This is a genomic window from Paenibacillus glucanolyticus NBRC 15330 (assembly GCF_004000885.1).
Lineage (GTDB): Bacteria > Bacillota > Bacilli > Paenibacillales > Paenibacillaceae > Paenibacillus_AQ > Paenibacillus_AQ glucanolyticus.
Genome location: NZ_BIMC01000009.1, coordinates 79,424 through 98,910, shown reverse-complemented (window position 1 = coordinate 98,910; position 19,487 = coordinate 79,424). Strand labels below are relative to the sequence as shown.

Annotated in this window: 12 protein-coding genes; 8 read left to right on the top strand and 4 right to left on the bottom strand. The window is 51.3% G+C overall.

Annotation, left to right across the window (positions count from 1 at the left end; all coding sequences use genetic code 11):
* The first annotated feature begins 105 nt into the window (after positions 1-105).
* The 3 genes from yicI to PGL02S_RS14980 all read left to right on the top strand — a co-directional run bounded on the left by yicI (position 106) and on the right by PGL02S_RS14980 (position 6,019).
* Entirely contained in the window at positions 106-2,436 is a 2,331-nt protein-coding gene (yicI, locus tag PGL02S_RS14990; protein ID WP_036643536.1) for an alpha-xylosidase, read from the top strand.
* A 246-nt stretch (positions 2,437-2,682) separates the two neighbouring features.
* On the top strand, positions 2,683-4,491 hold the full coding sequence (locus PGL02S_RS14985) for a sensor histidine kinase (RefSeq protein ID WP_036643535.1): 1,809 nt from the start codon (positions 2,683-2,685) through the stop codon (positions 4,489-4,491).
* Complete coding sequence (locus tag PGL02S_RS14980; protein WP_006212769.1) at positions 4,466-6,019, top strand: response regulator transcription factor; 1,554 nt, start codon at positions 4,466-4,468, stop codon at positions 6,017-6,019. Before PGL02S_RS14985 ends, PGL02S_RS14980 begins: the two co-directional genes overlap by 26 nt.
* A 172-nt stretch (positions 6,020-6,191) precedes the next feature.
* Here the strand turns inward: PGL02S_RS14980 and PGL02S_RS14975 are convergent, their stop codons facing one another.
* Positions 6,192-6,440 (bottom strand): hypothetical protein, encoded by a 249-nt coding sequence (locus PGL02S_RS14975; protein ID WP_164762866.1) that lies wholly within the window; start codon positions 6,438-6,440, stop codon positions 6,192-6,194.
* A 102-nt stretch (positions 6,441-6,542) separates the two neighbouring features.
* On the opposite strand from PGL02S_RS14975, the gene PGL02S_RS14970 reads away from it, so the two are divergent.
* From PGL02S_RS14970 to PGL02S_RS14950, 5 genes are all read left to right on the top strand, one after another.
* Positions 6,543-7,505 (top strand): ABC transporter permease, encoded by a 963-nt coding sequence (locus PGL02S_RS14970; RefSeq protein WP_006212767.1) that lies wholly within the window; start codon positions 6,543-6,545, stop codon positions 7,503-7,505.
* Between the two features lie 15 nt (positions 7,506-7,520).
* On the top strand, positions 7,521-8,429 hold the full coding sequence (locus PGL02S_RS14965) for a carbohydrate ABC transporter permease (RefSeq protein ID WP_006212766.1): 909 nt from the start codon (positions 7,521-7,523) through the stop codon (positions 8,427-8,429).
* 99 nt (positions 8,430-8,528) lie between these two features.
* On the top strand, positions 8,529-10,241 hold the full coding sequence (locus PGL02S_RS14960) for an ABC transporter substrate-binding protein (RefSeq protein ID WP_006212765.1): 1,713 nt from the start codon (positions 8,529-8,531) through the stop codon (positions 10,239-10,241).
* Between the two features lie 172 nt (positions 10,242-10,413).
* A complete protein-coding gene (locus PGL02S_RS14955; RefSeq protein ID WP_235187468.1) occupies positions 10,414-12,822 on the top strand; it encodes a glycoside hydrolase family 95 protein in 2,409 nt (802 codons plus the stop codon).
* 86 nt (positions 12,823-12,908) lie between these two features.
* Positions 12,909-14,942, top strand: a complete 2,034-nt coding sequence (locus PGL02S_RS14950) for a beta-galactosidase (RefSeq protein WP_036643533.1) — start codon at positions 12,909-12,911, stop codon at positions 14,940-14,942.
* Between the two features lie 168 nt (positions 14,943-15,110).
* On the opposite strand, the gene PGL02S_RS14945 is transcribed toward PGL02S_RS14950, so the two are convergent.
* From PGL02S_RS14945 to PGL02S_RS14930, 3 genes are all read right to left on the bottom strand, one after another.
* Complete coding sequence (locus PGL02S_RS14945) at positions 15,111-15,686, bottom strand: dihydrofolate reductase family protein (RefSeq protein WP_036643530.1); 576 nt, start codon at positions 15,684-15,686, stop codon at positions 15,111-15,113.
* Between the two features lie 246 nt (positions 15,687-15,932).
* Positions 15,933-17,570: a response regulator transcription factor gene (locus PGL02S_RS14935; protein WP_036643527.1), complete on the bottom strand. Its 1,638-nt coding sequence runs from the start codon at positions 17,568-17,570 to the stop codon at positions 15,933-15,935.
* The gene (locus PGL02S_RS14930; protein WP_255308634.1) at positions 17,548-19,332 is read right to left on the bottom strand and encodes a cache domain-containing sensor histidine kinase; all 1,785 of its coding nucleotides are present in this window, start codon (positions 19,330-19,332) and stop codon (positions 17,548-17,550) included. Before PGL02S_RS14930 ends, PGL02S_RS14935 begins: the two co-directional genes overlap by 23 nt.
* Positions 19,333-19,487: the final 155 nt, after the last annotated feature.

Sequence of the window (19,487 nt, the reverse complement as noted above, 5' to 3'; positions counted from 1 at the left end):
TAGATCGAATACTGATAGTATGGGTAAAAATAGATCAGTATAATGACATTATAACGCTTACATCATAAAGTTCAATTTACCAAATATAGAAGGGCGGTATATAGCATGAAATTTACGGACGGCAACTGGCTTATCCGGGAGGGTTACTCCGTTTCGGGAGCGGTTCAGGCTTATGATTTCGCGGTAAAAGGAAACACGCTGACGGCTTATGCATCTACGGCACCCATTCCGGGAAGAGGAGCCACAATTAATGCCCAACTGATCACCGTGCAATTTCATTCGCCGGCACCCGGCGTCATCGGCGTTAAGCTGGTTCACTATGCGGGGGTACGAGATCGCGGTCCTGCATTTCAATTGTATGGGAATGAAGGTGACCACACGGTCATAGAAGAGAACGAGCAGGAGGCTGTTCTTCGCAGCGGCAATCTGAGCGTTGTGATCAGGAAGGGGCCGGAATGGTCGGTTCACTTCTATAGGGGAGGCGAGCGCATCACCGGCAGCAGGGCCAAATCCATGGCGCATATCGTGGAAGACGGCGGACAGGCCTACATGCGCGAAGAGCTGGACCTTGGCGTCGGCGAATGGGTATACGGACTTGGCGAGCGCTTCACTTCGTTTGTGAAGAACGGTCAGGCTGTGGACATATGGAACCAGGACGGCGGCACAAGCTCCGAGCAGGCCTATAAAAACATTCCATTCTACATCACGAACAAAGGATATGGTGTGTTTGTGAACCAGCCGGATCTCGTATCCTTTGAAGTAGCATCGGAAAAAGTGAAGAAGGTGCAGTTCAGTGTGCCAGGAGAGTCCCTGGAATATTTCATCATCGACGGACCGGACCCGAAAGGCGTCCTGGACAAATATACGAATCTGACGGGGAAACCGGCACTGCCGCCGGCTTGGACCTTCGGATTGTGGCTGTCGACGTCTTTTACCACGCAATATGACGAAGACACTGTAAACTCTTTTGTTGACGGTATGCTGGAGCGCGATATTCCTCTGCAGGTCTTCCACTTTGACTGCTTCTGGATGAAGGGGCTCAATTGGACGGATTTCCAGTGGGATGAAGAGGTGTTCCCTGATCCTGAAGGCATGCTGAAGCGGCTGAAAGAAAAGGGACTGAAAATTTGCGTATGGATCAACCCGTACATCGCCCAGCGCTCGCGTCTTTTTGAGGAGGGCCGTGAGAAGGGCTATCTGGTGAAAAAAGAGAACGGCGACGTTTGGCAGTGGAATCTGTGGCAGCCGGGCATGGCGCTTGTGGACTTCACGAACCCGGATGCGTGCGAATGGTACGCAGGATACCTGCGCGAGCTGACGGATATGGGCGTTGACAGTTTCAAAACAGATTTCGGTGAGCGCATTCCGACGGATGTGGTTTATTTTGACGGCTCCGATCCGCATAAAATGCACAATTATTACACCCAGTTATACAACCAAGTGGTATTCAACGTGTTAGTCGAGAAATTCGGCAAGAACGAAGCGGCGGTGTTCGCTCGCTCCGCAACGGTTGGCGGGCAGCAGTTCCCTGTGCACTGGGGCGGCGATTGTTATGCGGATTATGAATCGATGGCGGAGAGCCTGCGCGGGGGCTTGTCCCTTGGTCTCGGCGGCTTTGGCTTCTGGAGCCATGATATCGGCGGTTTCGAAAATACAGCTCCAGCGCATGTGTTCAAACGCTGGCTGGCATTCGGCCTGCTGTCTAGTCACAGCCGTCTGCATGGCAGCAGCTCCTACCGGGTGCCATGGTCTTATGACGAAGAGGCTGTTGACGTTACGCGTTTCTTCACGAAGCTGAAGAGCCGTTTGATGCCTTATTTGTTCCATACAGCTGTGCAAGCATCGGAGCAAGGCGTACCAAGCATGCGCGCCATGTTCCTGGAATTCCCGGACGACCCGGCTGTCGAGATGCTGGATCGTCAGTATATGTTAGGGGATTCTCTGCTTGTGGCACCGGTATTCAGCGAGAAGGGGGATGTGAAGTACTACCTGCCGCAGGGCCGCTGGACGCATCTGTTAACAGGAGACACCGTGGAGGGCGGATCCTGGCGCAAGGAAACGTACGATTTCCTTGGACTGCCATTGTTTGTACGCGGCAACTCGTTTGTTGCCCTCGGTTCGAATGATGCCCGTCCGGAATATGACTATGCAGACGGTGTAGAGCTTGGTCTATATACGCTGGAAGACGGCAGCGAGGCATCCGTCACGGTTCGCAGCATGAGCGGAGAGAGCGAGCTGGTCGTGCGGGCCGTACGCGCAGGAAACCGCATTGACTTTACGGTGGTGGAAGGCAGCGGCAAGCCATTCTCCGTGAGGCTGCACGGGACAGGAGCCGTGTCATCCGTCGAGGGCTCAGGGGCGAGTCTACAAGAGGGTCAGATTCAAGTAGAAGCAGGACAACCAGCGGTGAGCTTCTCAGCAGTGCTGGCAGGATAAGAGTACAACACTTGTCTGTAGAGGTTTCTGGCATGAAGTAGAAGGTTTGCTTATTAAGGAAAAAAACATAGCGAAGATAAGCCCGGACCAGCCTTGTGTTGGAGTCGGGCTTCTTCCATATTTTAGTTGGCCTTGGATGAATGGCAATGCTGATATAATAGGCCTGCGGCAAGCATAAGTGCACTGTTTTGTAATCGCTTTCCTAAAAAAATGCCGAAGACTAGAGGACAGGAGCGAGACGGTCCGATGTTATCCAATTTCATTCAAATTATGAACGACATGAAGATCCGCAACAAACTAATATTGTCCTTTGTTGTTGTGGTTTTTGTACCGGTGGCCATCGTGGGGATATTCCTTACGGGAGAGCTCCGGAAATTCGCTTTGAACAATGCTTTGGAACAGGCTTATCAGAATGTGGACCGCATTAAGAAACGGTCAACCGAAGTTATCAACGTGGCGGACGATTTATCCTATCGCCTATCGTATGATGAGCGTCTGAAGAATGTTGCCAACCGGCAATATGAAAGCGTATACGACGTATTTGTAGCATACAGGGAGTACCCTGACTTGCAGCAGGCCATTCGGATGTATAAGGAAATATCGAATATTCGCTTTTATAGCGACAACCCCACCATGCTGAACAATTGGGAATTCATATACCCGGAGGGTGAAATCAGGAGAACCGAGTGGTATCGGCGAGCCGAAGACAATATCGGCGTCATCTACTGGGATTATGTTCGAGATGAACGGGATCAGAAGGTATACCTCAGCCTGATTAAAGGGGTCGACCTGGGAAGCAAGGACAATCTGGGTGTATTGGTGATTAACGTGAACACCGGCTTGCTGAATACGATTCTGAGCCAGGAAACGTTCGACACGATTATAGTAGACAGCAAGAACAATATCGTTGCGGCCAACCGCCCGGAGCTGTACGGAAAGACTTTGGCGGAAATTCATGATAACAACGGCGCTGTGTACAACGCCAGTGGAAGCTATGAATCCGTCATTGACGATGAAGCCTCCAAAGTTCTGATTGAGCCGTTGAATACGGAATCGGGCGTAAACGGCCTGCGTATTATCTCCATTTTTTCGATCGACAGCATTGTGTCGGATGCCAACCGAATCAGCAAGCTGGCAATGACGGTTATTATTGTGAGTCTGCTGTTGGCCGTTATCCTCATTTACAGCTTCTCTGCGCTGATCTCTAACCGGTTGCTGCGTCTCAGCAAACATATTACGAAGGTGGGTACGGGTAACCTTGGCGTTGCCATGGCCATTGACGGCAAGGATGAAATCGGCCAACTGTCGCGTCAGTTCAACTCCATGGTGGGCAATGTTAACGACCTGATGAACGAAGTGCAGGAGTCCAACGAACAGAAGCGGTTAATGGAGCAGAAGCAGAACGAAATCAAATTCAAAATGATGGCCAGCCAGATCAATCCGCATTTTCTGTTTAACGCGCTGGAGTCCATTCGCATGGAGGCGCATCTCAAGGGTGAGAGTGAAATCGCCAGAATTGTGCGGCTGCTTGGCAAAATGATGCGGAGCAACCTCGAGGTGGGCAGTGGAAAAACAACGATTAAGGACGAGATCGAGATGGTGCAGTGTTATCTCGACATTCAAAAATTCCGCTACGAGGATCGTCTGAAATATGAGCTTCAGGTGGATCCCGATGCGAATCACGTCAGAATCCCGCCCTTGATCATCCAGCCGCTTGTCGAGAATGCGGTCATACACGGGATGGATCACAAGGAAGAGGGTACCTTCATAAGGGTTAGGGTCACGGCCGCCGAAGGGATGCTGCACGTCATCACCGAGGACAATGGAGCGGGCATATCTTTGGACCGGTTAAAGATGATCTATGGCTATTTGAACGATACCGACGAGAAGGACGGCGGACGGATCGGGCTCCGTAACGTTCATGTTCGTCTGCAGCTCACCTACGGCCCTGAAGCGGGGCTGATCATATATAGTGAACCGGGAACTGGAACACGTATTGAATTCAGGATTCCGACAGGAGGAGAGAAGGATGTTGAGAGTGTTAATCGTGGATGACGAACCCAAGCTGCGTGAGGGGTTGAAAAGCATTGTGCCTTGGGGCGAACTGGGGTATCAGATTGTGGGCACAGCAGCGAACGGGAGCGAGGCATTGGAGAAGCACAGACACCTAGCCCCTGATGTGATGCTGGTTGATATTCGAATGCCAGGTATGGACGGATTACGGCTAATTGAAGCCATACGGACCGTGGATGCTGCGATTCATCTGTTGATCCTGAGCGGATACGCTGATTTTGATTATGCCAAGCGGGCCATCTCCCACCGCGTTGACGGGTACCTTCTGAAACCGGTAGATGAAGAGGAGCTTCGCCAATATTTGCTTCAGATTAAGGAAGCGATAGAACAAGAGCAGGAATGGAGGACATTGAACAGAGCAGCTTCCGATATGAGTCGTGAGCAGTTCATTCAAACCTGGTTCAGCCAGGAGAGTAAGCCGGACCCGGCTTGGCGGCAAATCGCCGAGAAGATGGGGCTGTTATGGAATCATTATCAGGTGCTGCTTATCCATGATCATCGGCATGTTGAATCCGGGCAGGAGGGCAGCCATCTGTTGAAAAACAGGCTGATTGAGGCTTTTGAGGAACAGGGGCATGGCGTGGTATTTTCAATGCATGACTATATCGGCATTCTAATGCCGATTCCGGTTCTGACGGCAGGTGGAAGGAAGGAGCTGCTTCAGATGGCGGAAGGAGCTGCAAGTCTTGCAGGCACTGCAATTACATCTTCTCTAGGACGCCAGGCTCACCGTCTGGAGGAGGTCCCAAGCTCTTACCGCTGTGCCAAGGAACGAATTCGCGAACGCTTCTTCTATGCGCCGGGGGAGCTATTATTCTCTGGATCTGAGCGATTTGCGGGTGACATTTCACGCGACGAGCAGCAACCCTATGATCCGTTGCAGTGGATGGAACAGCTCTATTATGCCGTGGATGTGGGCAATGTCGAGGTGCAGCGAAATCTGCTGCGCTCCGCCGCTTATGCCATGGTCCATGAGGGATACAGCGAGGAGGGAATGAAGCGTTCGTTCGTTGCGCTCCTCACCGGCGTGTACAACAAGCTGATGCAGCATCATACCGAGCTCCAGTCGCGGACGAAGGAATATTCGGATCGGATCGCCGCGATATTCCGTCAGCGGACGGCGCATGATTTATGCCAGCATTCATCGCAATTCCTGGAGGAGCTGATCTGGCAGGCAGGCAAGGGGGGGCGGGACCAGGAGATGAAGCGGATCATGGATTTGATCCAGCGCAATTACAGCGAGAATATCAAGCTGGAAACCCTGGCGTCGGTATTTAATTACAACAGCGCTTATTTAGGGAAAATGTTCAAGAATACAACCGGAGAATATTTTAATACCTATCTCGACAAGGTCCGGATCAGCAAAGCCAAGGATTTTTTGAAGCAGGGCATGAAGGTGTATCAGGTCGCGGAGAAGGTAGGTTATACCAACGTGGACTATTTCCACAGCAAGTTTAAAAAATACGTCGGCACATCCCCGTCCAACTACCGCAAGGAGCTGGATCTGTAATTTAGCCGTGCCGTAACGCTGATTCGCACAATGTGACCGAGCCCGGATGTGGCGCCGAGGTTATACAGCCCATTGTGACAGAGTATCGCATGAGTAACCGCAGTGAGCCGGCACACGGCAAATAGGCTTCAAGCAGCTCCGCGCCATAAATACTTTCATATATCGCTGCCCTTTAAGACGCGACTAAGGCACGCGTCTTTTTGTTTTTCCTGTTCCTCCCCCAAGGCATTACCGTGGGAGCCGAATGCTGCGAAGCATAGAGCGGAGGGGCCGGAATCGTATCGGAGAAGCGGCAGCGGTCACCTTTTAAAGCCGGGAAACCACCGCCCCGTGTCAATCGAAGTTTCCCGGGTTTAACAGCGATCGGAGATACGATCCGGACACGGAGCGGTGTAGAGGTCTTTCGCATTTTCACTCCCACCGTTAATGTCTAATTTTTATATGATTTTTAAGCCAATCCTTTGGGTACTTCCCTGCCGCAGCCTGGTTTATCATCAGAATATACAAGAGAGGAGGGGTTGGTTTGAAAGCGGTAACAAAGACAGAAGGCAGCATCCAACCTGCCGCAAAGAGAAAGAAAGGCTTCTGGGCCACTTTCAAAGAGCAGAAAGTACTGTATGGAATGTCGCTCCCATTTATCGTCATTGTGTTCATCTTCAGTTACATGCCGGTATGGGGCTGGTTGATGGCATTCCAGAATTATAAGCCCGGCAGGGGCATATTTGACCAGAAGTGGGTGGGTCTGGACCATTTCATCGCCCTGTTCTCTGACGATAAGTTTTATCTGGTGCTGCGAAATACACTCGCCATGAGTTTCATGGGATTGATTGTCGGATTTACGATTCCGATTCTATTCGCAGTCTTGTTGAATGAGCTTCGTGGAAGCGTATTCAAGAGGACGGTACAGACGATATCTTATCTCCCGCATTTTGTGTCCTGGGTTGTGGTAGCCGGTATCGTAACCAAGATGCTGTCCACAGATGGAGGCGCTGTCAATCAGCTGCTGATGTGGCTGGGCTTCATCGATCAGCCGATACAGTTTATGGCTCAAGGGAATCTGTTCTGGTATATCGTAACGGGTTCAGATATATGGAAGGAAATGGGCTGGAGCGCGATCATTTACTTGGCAGCGATTTCAGGGATTGACCAGGAGCAGTTTGAGGCAGCCAAGGTCGACGGTGCGAGCCGGATTCGCCAGATATGGCATATCACGCTGCCCAGCATCGCTCCTACGATTGCTATTCTGATGATCATGTCGATCGGGCATCTGATCAGTATCGGTTTCGAGAAGCAGTTTTTGCTGGGCAACCCGCTGGTGGTTGATTACTCGGAAGTATTGGATCTGTATGCACTGAACTATGGGCTTGGCATGGGACGTTTCTCATTCGGTACGGCAATCGGGATGTTTAACTCCATCGTAAGTATCATCTTGTTGCTGCTCGCCAACGGGGTGTTCAAAAAATTCACCAAGCAATCCATTATGTAAGGGGAGGGAAGCAGCATGGCACGAACCAAAACAGCATTCAAGCCCACGCTCTCCGACCGCGTGTTTGATATTTTCAATTTTACATTTATGATGCTGGTCATGATTGTCACCCTGTATCCGTTCCTGAACGTTCTTGCGATATCGCTCAACGATTCCGTTGATACGGTGCGCGGGGGAATCTACATCTGGCCACGGGAGTTTACGCTGGAGAACTACGTGCAGATCTTTAAATACGAAGGCTTGATTACCGGTTCAAAAATCACCATTCTTCGAACGCTGGCAGGAACCTTCCTTGGTCTGCTTAGCGGAACGATGCTGGGGTATGTCCTCAGCCGAATGGATTTTCAGGGAAGGAAGTTCATGTCGACCTTTCTTGCACTGACGATGTACTTCTCGGGCGGCATGATTCCGGTGTTCATTCTGATCCGCGACTTGAACATGATGAATTCGTTTCTGGTCTACATCATTCCGGGAATGGTCAGTGCGTTTAACGTATTTGTTATCCGCTCCTTCATCGACAGCTTGCCTTACTCGCTGCAGGAATCGGCAAAGCTTGACGGGGCCAGCGATTTTACGATCTATTACAGAATCATTCTGCCGCTTTGCAAGCCCGTGCTGGCTACCATCGCGTTGTTCCTGGCAGTCGGGCAGTGGAATTCATGGCTAGATACGTATCTCTACAACGGTAACGCTCCCCATCTCACGACGCTTCAATTCGAGCTGATGAAGGTGCTGCAGAGCACGCAGGGGCAAACCAGCGGCATGATGTCCGGGCAGAATATGGCGGAAATCGTGAAGCAGGTCTCGCCGGAATCGATCAAAATGGCAATCACGATTGTGGTCACGGTTCCGATATTGCTCGTCTATCCGTTTCTGCAGCGGTATTTCGTGAAGGGCATGACACTCGGCGCTGTGAAAAGCTAGCATTCATGTACGGTATCAGCAGGGCTTGCGTCCTGTTATACGATAGATTTTTTTGAAAAATTATCAGAACATTTAAAAAATCGATTAGGGGGTAAAGCAATGAAACACAAGCAGAGATTGTCACTGCTGCTCGCTATGATGATGCTGGCTACGTTCGTTCTTGCGGCGTGCGGCAACGGCGACAGCAGCAATAGCGCCAACGGCGGCAAAGATGGCAGTGGCGGAAGCGATACGCAGCAGGAAGAGAAGCTTGAGCCGATGACCATGACGTATTACAGCGCCGATTCCAATGCGAATTGGGCTAACATGCAGGATGCGGTCGGCAAGAAGCTGACCGAGAAGACCGGCATTACGATTCAGGCCGAATACGCGGTGGATGGCTCCAATCAGAAGCTTCCGCTGATGGTGGCGAGCGGCGAATATCCGGACCTGGTATTTGCCAAGGGCGATGCCAATCTGTTCGTGGATTCCGGCGCGTTTATTGATTTGACGGATTTAATTGAAGAGCATGCGCCGAACATCAAGAAGGTATACGGTGACTACATGAGCCGTCTGAAGTGGAGCAACGAGGACGAGGCTATCTATGTGCTTCCGACACTTGCAGCGGTGGACCATCAGATGCTTGATGCGGGCGGCACGTTCCAGATCCAGCATGAAGTGCTGAAGGAACTCGGATACCCGGAACTCAAAACCGTGGAGGATTACGAGAAAGCGTTGAAGGATTATTCCGATAAACATCCGACCATTGACGGACAGCCAACGATTCCGCTCACGCTGAATGCGGACGGATGGAGAATTATGATCTCCGTCACCAATCCGGCCTTCATCGCGACCGGCGCATCCGATGACGGTGAATATTATATCGACCAGGAAACGGTGGAGGCGAAGCTGCACTACAAGCGCCCGGAGGAGAAAGAGTATTTCCGCTGGTTGAATCATATGAACGCTACAGGACTTCTGGATAAAGAAACCTTCGTACAGAAAACGGACCAATACGAAGCTAAAATCTCCTCCGGCCGCGTCCTTGGTGTCATTGACCAGGAGTGGGGCTTCGGCAATGCAACGAATGCGCTGAGATCCGCCGGCAAGGAAAATCGCACGTATGCAAGATTCCCGATCCAGCTGGACGAGTCCAGTAAGGATGCAACGTTCCAGAACGCGGGCTACGTCGCAGGATGGGGTGTGGGAATTACGACATCCGCGAAGGATCCTGTTCGGATTATCAAGTTTCTGGATTATTTGGCCTCAGAGGAAGGGCAAGTTTTGATGAACTGGGGAATTGAAGGCGAGCATTACGACGTCGTGGACGGCAAACGCGTCATTCCGGAAGACGTGCAGGAGCGCAAAACCTACGATAATGCCAACTTCACCAAAGAAACGGGAATCGGCTTGTACAATGCCATGTTCCCTCGTTACGGCGACGGTGTGAAGGATTCGACAGACAACTACTATACAACGAACTTCCCGGAGACCATCATCGAGAACTATACGCCATCCGCCAAGGAAACGCTGAAGGCCTACGGCGTGGAAATGTGGAAGGACCTGTGGCCGAAACAAGAAGAATTCGAAGTGAAGCCATGGGGCGTGGCTTACAACATTCCGGTACCAAGCGACTCCAATATCAATATTACCTACAAAAAAGTGGAGGAGATTACCCGCAAACGCATTCCTGAAATTATTCTGGCCGATCCGGCCAAATTCGATGGGCTGTATGATCAGTTCATTAAAGAGCTGAACAGTGCAGGTGCAGAAAAAATGGAACAGGAATATACCCAGCTGGTACGTGACCGCGTCAAACTTTGGAACGATTAAAGGAATAGGGGAATAGAAGGGGCCGGCTGCATGCGGCCCCTTTTGCCGCTATCTGAAGGCCGGGATTGTATAGCTGCGTCCTTTTGCTCATCGCAGAAATACGGTTGGGGGTTGAAGGATTTGAAGAACTCTTCGAGAAGACACTTATCAACAGGAATAAGGAGGGATTACAGTGAATCCAGCGTTTACAGTGAATCCAGCGAAGCAATGGACCTCAAAGCTATGGTACCGGGAACCGGCAGCCAAGTGGGAAGAAGCGCTCCCGCTCGGGAATGGCCGGCTGGGTGCAATGGTGTTCGGGGGAGTAGAGGAAGAGCGCATTCAATGGAATGAGGATACACTCTGGTCCGGATTTCCAAGGGACACGAATAATTACGAGGCACGACGGCATTTGGCAGCCGCAAGGAAGCTCATCACATCCGGGCAGTACAAGGAAGCGGAGGAGCTGATTGAGGACAAGATGGTGGGAAGGGGCACGGAGTCCTTCCTGCCGCTAGGAGATCTGTTGATCAGACAGTCGGGAATTCACGGCCACCGGACGGAATATCGGCGCGAACTGGATTTGGATACGGGGATCGCGTCCGTTCGCTTTCAGTCCGGCGGTTCGGCTACCTATGCCAGGGACATGTTCATCAGTGCCGTTGACCAGGTAGCGGTTATACGCTGTGCGAGCCCGAATAACGAAGACATCCGGCTGGATATCAGGCTGAGCTCTCCGCTGCGGCATGGTACACGCCGCTGTGCGGAAGACGGGTCCCTGGTGTTATATGGACATGCTCCAACCCATATTGCTGACAATTACAAGGGCGATCATCCCGGGTCGGTACTCTATGAAGAGGGGCTCGGCATACGGTATGAGATGAGGCTGCTGGCCTTGGCGGACAGCGGTCAGGTGACGGTGGATGACCGTGGCATGCACATCAACGGGAGCGGCCCGGTCACCCTGCTGATTGCGGCGGCAACGAATTTTGCAGGCTTCGACCGTTCTCCGGGCTATGGAGGAATCGATCCGTCCGTTATATGCAGGAAGAGACTTCAGGACGCGGTACAGCATGGATATGAGGAACTGCGCGCGAGGCATGTGAAGGATCATCAAGCGTTGTTCCGGCGTGTGGATCTTCGGCTTGAAAGCCTGGATTGTGAGCGGTCCACAGAGAGTGCGGCGACCGACGAGCGCATGAAAGCGTACAGGGAAGGGCAGGAGGATCCGGCACTGGAGGCACTGATGTTCCAGTTCGGAAGATATTTGCTCATGGCGAGCTCCAGGCCGGGAACACAGCCTGCACATCTGCAGGGGATATGGAATCCGCATGTACAGCCGCCATGGAATAGCGATTATACAACGAATATCAATACCGAGATGAACTATTGGCCGGCAGAGACAACTCATCTGAGCGAGTGTCACGAGCCGTTGATACAGATGATTCGGGAGCTTAGCGTGAGCGGGCGCCGGACCGCAAAGATTCATTACGGAGCCCGCGGATGGGTTGCCCATCATAATGTGGATCTATGGCGCATGGCAAGCCCGAGCGATGGGAGAGCGATGTGGGCTTTCTGGCCCATGGGTGGCGCGTGGCTGTGCCGGCATTTATGGGAGCGTTATCAATTTCAGCCAGACCTTGAATATTTGCGGGGAACGGCATATCCGTTGATGAGGGAAGCGGCGCTGTTTTGCCTGGATTGGCTCATTGAGGACGGAAAAGGCTATCTGGTGACCAGTCCGTCAACATCACCGGAGAATCAGTTCCTCACCGCGGAAGGCGTGCCTTGCAGCGTGTCTGCAGGCTCCACCATGGATATGGCCATTATTCGCGATTTGTTCCATAACTGCATAGAAGCGTCGCAGCTCTTGGGGCAGGATGCTGGTCTGCGGGAGGAGTGGGAGTCGGCGGCTGCACGGCTGCTCCCTTACGGAATGGACGGGGAGGGCAAACTCATGGAGTGGAGCGAGCCTTATCGGGAAGCAGAGCCTGGTCATCGGCATGTGTCCCATTTATATGGACTCTATCCGGGTTCCGATATTACCCTTCAAGGCACGCCGCAGCTAGCGGAGGCCGCATATCGCACGCTATCGTCCCGCATCAGCAATGGAGGCGGACACACGGGCTGGAGCTGTGTGTGGCTCATTAATTTGTTTGCCCGGCTCCGGCAGTCGGACAAGGCCTATGGTTATATCCGGATGCTGATTTCCCGCTCGATGCACCCTAATCTGCTTGGAGATCATCCTCCGTTCCAGATTGATGCGAATTTTGGAGGGACTGCAGGACTTGTGGAAATGCTGCTCCAGAGTCATCTGGGGGAGCTGCACCTGCTCCCTGCGCTGCCCTATGCATGGAGGGAAGGTTCCGTAAAGGGCTTGAAGGCACGCGGCGGATTTATCATCAATATGGAATGGAGCCAGGGGCTTCTCATTTCGGCAAGCCTGACCTCAACCCATGGTCAGCATTGCAGGCTGAATTACCTTGAGTCTCTTATCGTTACAAGGGAAGACGGAAGTGTTGTGAAGACGCAGGAGAATGGTGCGTTTGAAACGGTGATCGGGAGCACTTATTATATTACGCCGGTTACCAACAAGGCCTGATCGAACAAGGGCAAGGGCTGCTCATGAATGGACCGTTCGAGTTGAATGTATACCGGATCTAAAATCTTAAAGGAGCTGAGTCCAATATGATTAACGAGAAGTTACCCAAAATGTGGTATGGCGGCGATTATAATCCGGAGCAGTGGGATGCGGATGTCTGGAAGGAAGATGACCGCATGTTTAAACTGGCGGGTATCGATGTAGCTACCATCAATGTATTCGCCTGGGCTTTAAGTCAGCCGGATGAGGAAACCTATGATTTTGGCTGGTTGGATGAGACGATAGACCGGCTGTACAGCAATGGAGTGTACGTCTGTCTGGCAACCAGCACAGGCGCACATCCGGCCTGGATGGCGCGTAAATACCCGGATGTGCTGCGTGTCGATTATGAAGGACGGAAACGCAAATACGGCGGCCGCCATAATTCCTGTCCGAACAGCCTCACCTACCGTAAATACGCAACGATTATGGCCGGGAAGCTGGCGAAGCGTTATAAGGATCATCCGGCCGTCCTGATCTGGCACGTATCGAACGAGTATGGAGGTTACTGTTACTGCGACAACTGTGCAGCAGCATTCCGTACCTGGCTTCAGCAGCGTCACGGGACGCTGGATGCCGTAAACAAGGCATGGAATACCCGTTTCTGGGGCCACACCTTCTATGACTGGGAGGATATTGTTGTGCCTAACGCTCTAAGCGAGGAGTGGTCCCGCAGCCGGACCAATTTCCAGGGCATATCCCTGGATTACCGCCGTTTTCAGTCAGACAGCCTGCTGGAATGCTATAAGCTGGAGCGGGATGAATTGAAGCGGATCACGCCGGATATTCCGGTGACCACCAATCTGATGGGCTTCTATCCGGAGCTGGATTATTTCAAATGGGCCAAAGAGATGGATGTTGTATCCTGGGACAACTACCCGTCGCTGGATACTCCGTTCAGTTATACTGCCATGGCACATGCCTTGATGCGTGGGCTTAAGGGCGGACAGCCCTTTATGCTGATGGAACAAACGCCAAGCGTGCAGAACTGGCAGCCGTATAACTCCGCCAAGCGTCCGGGCGTTATGCGATTATGGAGCTACCAGGCGGTCGCCCACGGTGCGGATACGGTGATGTTCTTCCAACTTCGCCGCTCGATCGGTGCCTGCGAGAAATATCATGGAGCCGTCATTGAGCATGTGGGCCATGAGCATACACGCGTGTTCCGCGAGTGCGCGGAGCTGGGCAAGGAGCTGCAGCAGCTGGGGGACCGAATTCTGGATGCCCGTTCCGATGCCAAAGTTGCAATCATCTATGACTGGGAGAACCGATGGGGCATTGAGCTGTCGAGTGGTCCGACCGTGGCCCTCCATTACGTGGATGAGGTCCATAAATATTATGATGCCTTGCATCAGCTGCATATCCAGACGGATATGATCAGCGTTGAAGAGGACTTCAGGAAGTATGAGGTAGTCATCGCACCTGTAATGTACATGTCGAAGCTGGGATTCGCAGAGCGCGTTGAGGCTTTTGTAGCGCAAGGCGGAACGTTTGTGACAACCTTTTTCAGCGGTATTGTGAACGAGAACGATCTGGTGACGCTGGGCGGTTATCCCGGAGAGCTGCGCAAGGTCATGGGAATCTGGGCCGAGGAAATCGACGCGCTGCTTCCTGGCCAGCACAATCAGATGGTGATGCGAGGACGGCAGGGCCGTCTGGAAGGCACCTATGACTGCGGAATTCTGTGCGACGTGATTCACACAGAGGGAGCGGAGGTTGTTGCCGAATATGGCTCAGATTATTATCAGGGCATGCCGTCGTTAACCGTCAACGCCTTCGGGCAAGGGAAAGCATGGTATGTGGCGACAAGCCCGGAACCCAAATTCCTGAAGGATCTGATGCAGACCATCTGCAACGATCATGGCATTGAACCGGTCCTGAAGGCTCCTCAAGGCGTCGAGGTAACAAGACGCATCAAGGAAGATAAAGCATTCACCTTCGTGCTTAATCACATGCCAGAGAGCAAATCCGTTCCCCTGGACGGGGATACCTATGTGGACCTGCTGACAGGGGAGGAGCATCGGGATACCTGCGAAGTTCCGGCACGAGGCGTGATGATATTAGAGCAACGGATGGGGTAGAGAGAGCATGAGGACTTTTTGGTGAAAAGCAAATAGGATAGGGGTCGTTTTTGGAAAAGTCTATGTTAAATTCTAATCTGATTTGTGACCATAAGAAAACCGCCTTTGTGAAAAGGCGGTTCATTGAGCTATCGTCTCCCGTTAACGTAATCACCTTAAGTGACAAGGTCATCTTACCGTCTGGTAAACGAGACCTATGGCTCCAGAATCAAAGGTCTTGTTTTCGATTAGCTTAAGATTAATTTTCTCCTTGAGACCTTGGAATAACGGCAATCCCTTACCGATCAGGACGGGAGAAACCGTAATTTTATACTCATCAATTAAATCAAGCTGCATAAGGTGGTGTGCGAACCTAGGACTGCCGAGGATGACCATATCCTTGCCTGGCTGCTGTTTGAGGTTATTGATCTCTTCCTCGACATCTTCTTTCACCAGTCTGGAATTATTCCATTCAACTTTCTCCAGCGTTGTGGAGAAAACGATTTTGGCTGTATTTTCGATCCACTCGGCATGATTCCGTTCATGTTGCGAAGCGGATGGGTTCGAAGGCACAGAGGGCCAGTAACTGTGCATCATCTGATAAGTCCCACGTCCCCAAATGACAGTGTCGGCAGTACTCAGAATTTCTTTCGCATGTTTCTCCAAATCAGCATCGTAGGAAACCCAGCCAATGTCCATTTCACCATTCGGCCCTTCTACAAAACCGTCAAGCGATGCGTGCAGAAATAGAACGAGTTTTCTCATTTTCAGTTCTCCTTAGTTTATGAGGGATATCTACATTATAAATTAACTACATCTTAGCAGAATTCAACTCGGGTTGTTTCTTATGGATTGCTGATCTCAAACCTGCCCTTTTCGACAACGTCTGAGAGATTTGACGTTGCAATAATTTTTTCAATTGTTGAAGCGCCGTAATCTGACGATCCACTTGGGTATGCTCGGGTTTTACAAGTAAAAATTTCAATTTAAGGTGCAGGTGAATTAGACGGGTCACGTATAACTGCCCGTTAGCTTGCGGAACTCCTTGGGGGAAATGCCCTCTTGCTTCTTAAATACAAGACTGAAGTATTTCTCGTTCTTGAAGCCTACCATCTCGGAGATCGCTGCCATCTTCAGGGCCGGGTTTTGCAGCAGGATTTTGGCTTTGGAGATGCGGATCCGGTTTAGATGCTCCGGGATGTTAATCCCGTGTTTTTGCTTGAATTTGCGGGAGATGTACTCCCGGCTTACGTGAAAACGGTTTGCAATATCATACAGGGATACATCGTTCTGATAATTCTGCTCGATAAAGGCCGTAATGTCATGGATCAGGTCTTGACCCGTTTGCTTCTGGGACTGCACAAGCGAGGCCAGCAGGCTCATCAGCGCTCCCCAATGCTGCTGCCACTCCGCCAGGGAGCATATATACTTGTCCGGGCTTGGCCGCTCCATGTTGGCGCTTTCTTCTTTGTATAATTTCAATAGTGTTTCAGACGAAGGGTTTGCAGCTTCATGAATGACATGGTTGGCGAATCTTTCAATTTCCCGGTCCCAGCGCTCCAGAAGCTCCGGCGTGAGGATGCCGCTTTTGCGGATGGTCGCTATCCAGGTTTCTACTGCTTCGGCGATGGGTCCGGGTTGCCCGCTAAGGATAGCAAGCCTCCATGAATCTTCAAATCCGCTGAACTGCACGCCATTATGATGATCGGCAGCGGCGAGATGCTGTTTTTCTCCATCATGGATGAAATGGTTCAGCAACGTTAAATCACGCGAATGAAGGGCAGCCGAGCTGCGGGCATACAATTCGGGAATGTCTTGGGGGTACCGGCCGTCAGAACTGATGCCAAAATGCATGTGGCGCGACAAGGTGCGGTGCATCCCCTGATTGATCTCTTGAAGCCTCGTAGGCAGCGTGGCAAGCTGATCCCACAACAGAATAACCAGCTGGTGCGGAGAACCGAAGTGACGGAAGGCGATCCCGGTCCGGTCCTTTTGCAGAAATTCATTGCATATATTCAGCAGGGCAAACATGAGCAGGTCCAGATGGCGGCCGAAGCGGTTAAAAAGCGCATGATCGGTCTTGTCCATCTGCATGACGGCCAAGCGTATGGTCTTCGTGTCCTCCGGTACGATGCCTTCGTCCCTGAGACGGTTGATCACCTGGGAGTGGGCACTCCTGTCATCGATGAGGCTCGACAGCAGCTTCTCCGAATAGACCGGCCGGTACTCGTTCACCTGAACATGCTGCTGCCGCGCCGCAAGGCGCTCCTGCTCTTCGGCCCTCCAGGCCGTGGTTGCTTTGCGGACTGCTTGGTTAATGACGGTCTCCTCGATAGGCTTCAGGATATAGTCCGTGCCGCTGTACCAGATCGTGTTGCGCACGAATTCAAAATCGTCATGCCCGCTGATAACGATGAATTTGATATCCGGGTATTTTTTGTGAATCCATTCCATCAGGTCGACACCGTTCTTGAGCGGCATCAGCATGTCCATCAGCACGAGGTTTGGCCGGAGCTTCGGAATCAGCTCCATGGCCTCCAGCCCGTTGGCTGCTTCTTCAATATCGGTTATCCCGTGCTCTTCCCACTGGACCAGCAGCCGGATGGCTTTTCGCACACGAGACTCGTCATCCACGATTAATGCCTTCATCCGTTTCACCTTCCACATTTATAGTCAGCACAACCCGAAAGCCGTGAGGCTGGTTGTTTTCGATGTTGAATTTGGATTTTCCGCGATAATACAGCCTGAGCCTTGTCATGATGTTGATGAGCCCAATTCCGCTGCTGTCTTCCGCTTCCATCTCGGAATGAACCTGCAGCTGTTCCAAATCCATCTCTTCCATCAATAATAAGTGTTCCTGGAGTGCTTGGAATTTCTCATCCTGCATTCCGTTTCCGTTATCCTCGACCGCGATCTGCACGATGGAGGCCGAGAGGCGGCGGCTTTTTAATGCGATGTAATTGTCTTGTGTCAGAGGGTTCATCCCATGCTTGAAAAAGTTCTCGATCAGCGGCTGAACCAGCATCTTCGGTATCAACACCTGCAAAGTCGACTCATCCACATCGTAACGGAAGTCGAACTGATTCTCAAATCTCTCTTTTTGCAGCTCGACATAATCGTGGATATGATCAAGCTCTGTGCTCAGTGTGACCGGTTTGTCGGTGTTGTACATGCTGTATCTCATCATTCGGGCCAAGGCCGAGATCAGGGAGTAAATCCTCTTCATCCCATGCTCCAGCGCAAGCGTTCCGATCGTTTGCAGTGCATTGTTCATAAAATGCGGGTTTACCTGGGCCTGCAGCGCCCGGAGCTGATTGGTCCGGTTCGCGAGTTTCAGCTTATATTCCTGCAAAATAAGGTTGTTGATCGTATCCATCATGCTGCCGAATCTGCGATGCAGGGTTCCGATTTCGTCTTTGCGGTCGGAGGAGATATCAACGGTCATTCGTCCGCTTTTCACTTGGCTCATGAGTCCAACCAATTGTCGAATCGGTGCTGTGATGTACACCGAGATCCAGATCATGGCGATGATGATGAGGATCAAGGACACGCCTAACAGCGAAATGTTGACAAATGCCGCTTTTTCCGCGCTGCTCAGAATATAGGAGGACGGAATTTCCTTAATCATTGTCCAGTCGCTGACAGACGTCTTGATATTGTTATATAAATAGATTTTGTTGTTATATTCGAAATGACCTTCCTTGTGGCCGGATTCCTTTATTTTGCTATACCAGTCTTCCTGGATCTGCCGACCCAGCGTGGTTTCGTTACCGGAATACATGACATGACCGTCTTCATTCACAATATAGAGCTGCTCATGCTCGGGCTGAAACAGCTGACCGCTAATTCGGCTGAGGAAATTCATATTCAGATCAATGGCGAGAATACCCAATCGTTCCGAAGAAGGGACTCGTTCAATGACTCGGTACATCGTGAATACTTGTTGATCGGCTTCATAAGGATAGGCTAATTGAAAGCCGTATGTGTGAAGGGGATGGGGAGGCTGAATGGACACCGTATGGTTCTTTAGATCGGGTATTTCGGGATAAAGTGCGACATCGCTTGTCTTTCTGGCGATATCCTGCGCGAACAACGTAGCTTCTCTTTTGCCGTCAACATAGAGATAGACCTGCCTTGCGCCGCTTATAGCTTTATTGATCGATTGCAGCGTAGCGGATTGCCTGCCGCTGGCATTGATATTCTCGTGGCTGTAATAGAGGCTGCGGAAAAAATCCGGATCCGAATAAACCGTAAGGGAATTACGGTTCATGTCTTCCAGATAGCTCTCCAAATTCAACCGTCCCTGATAGAGAAGGTTCATATTCTCAACAACCGCCCGTTCCTTGAGCGAGTTGGTTGTCATGACATAACTGATGATCATGGAGATGGTGGTCGGAATGATGGTAGCCATGATCATGAAGGTAATTAATTTAGTGCGTATGCTGTTCCAGTTCAATATTTTCACCGCCGATCAATTTTCTATACCAATTAGTTCACATCCTATGGTAGTGCCAGGGTCTTCATCTTAGCATAATTAAATCATAGAGAAATGGATAGAGAAACGAT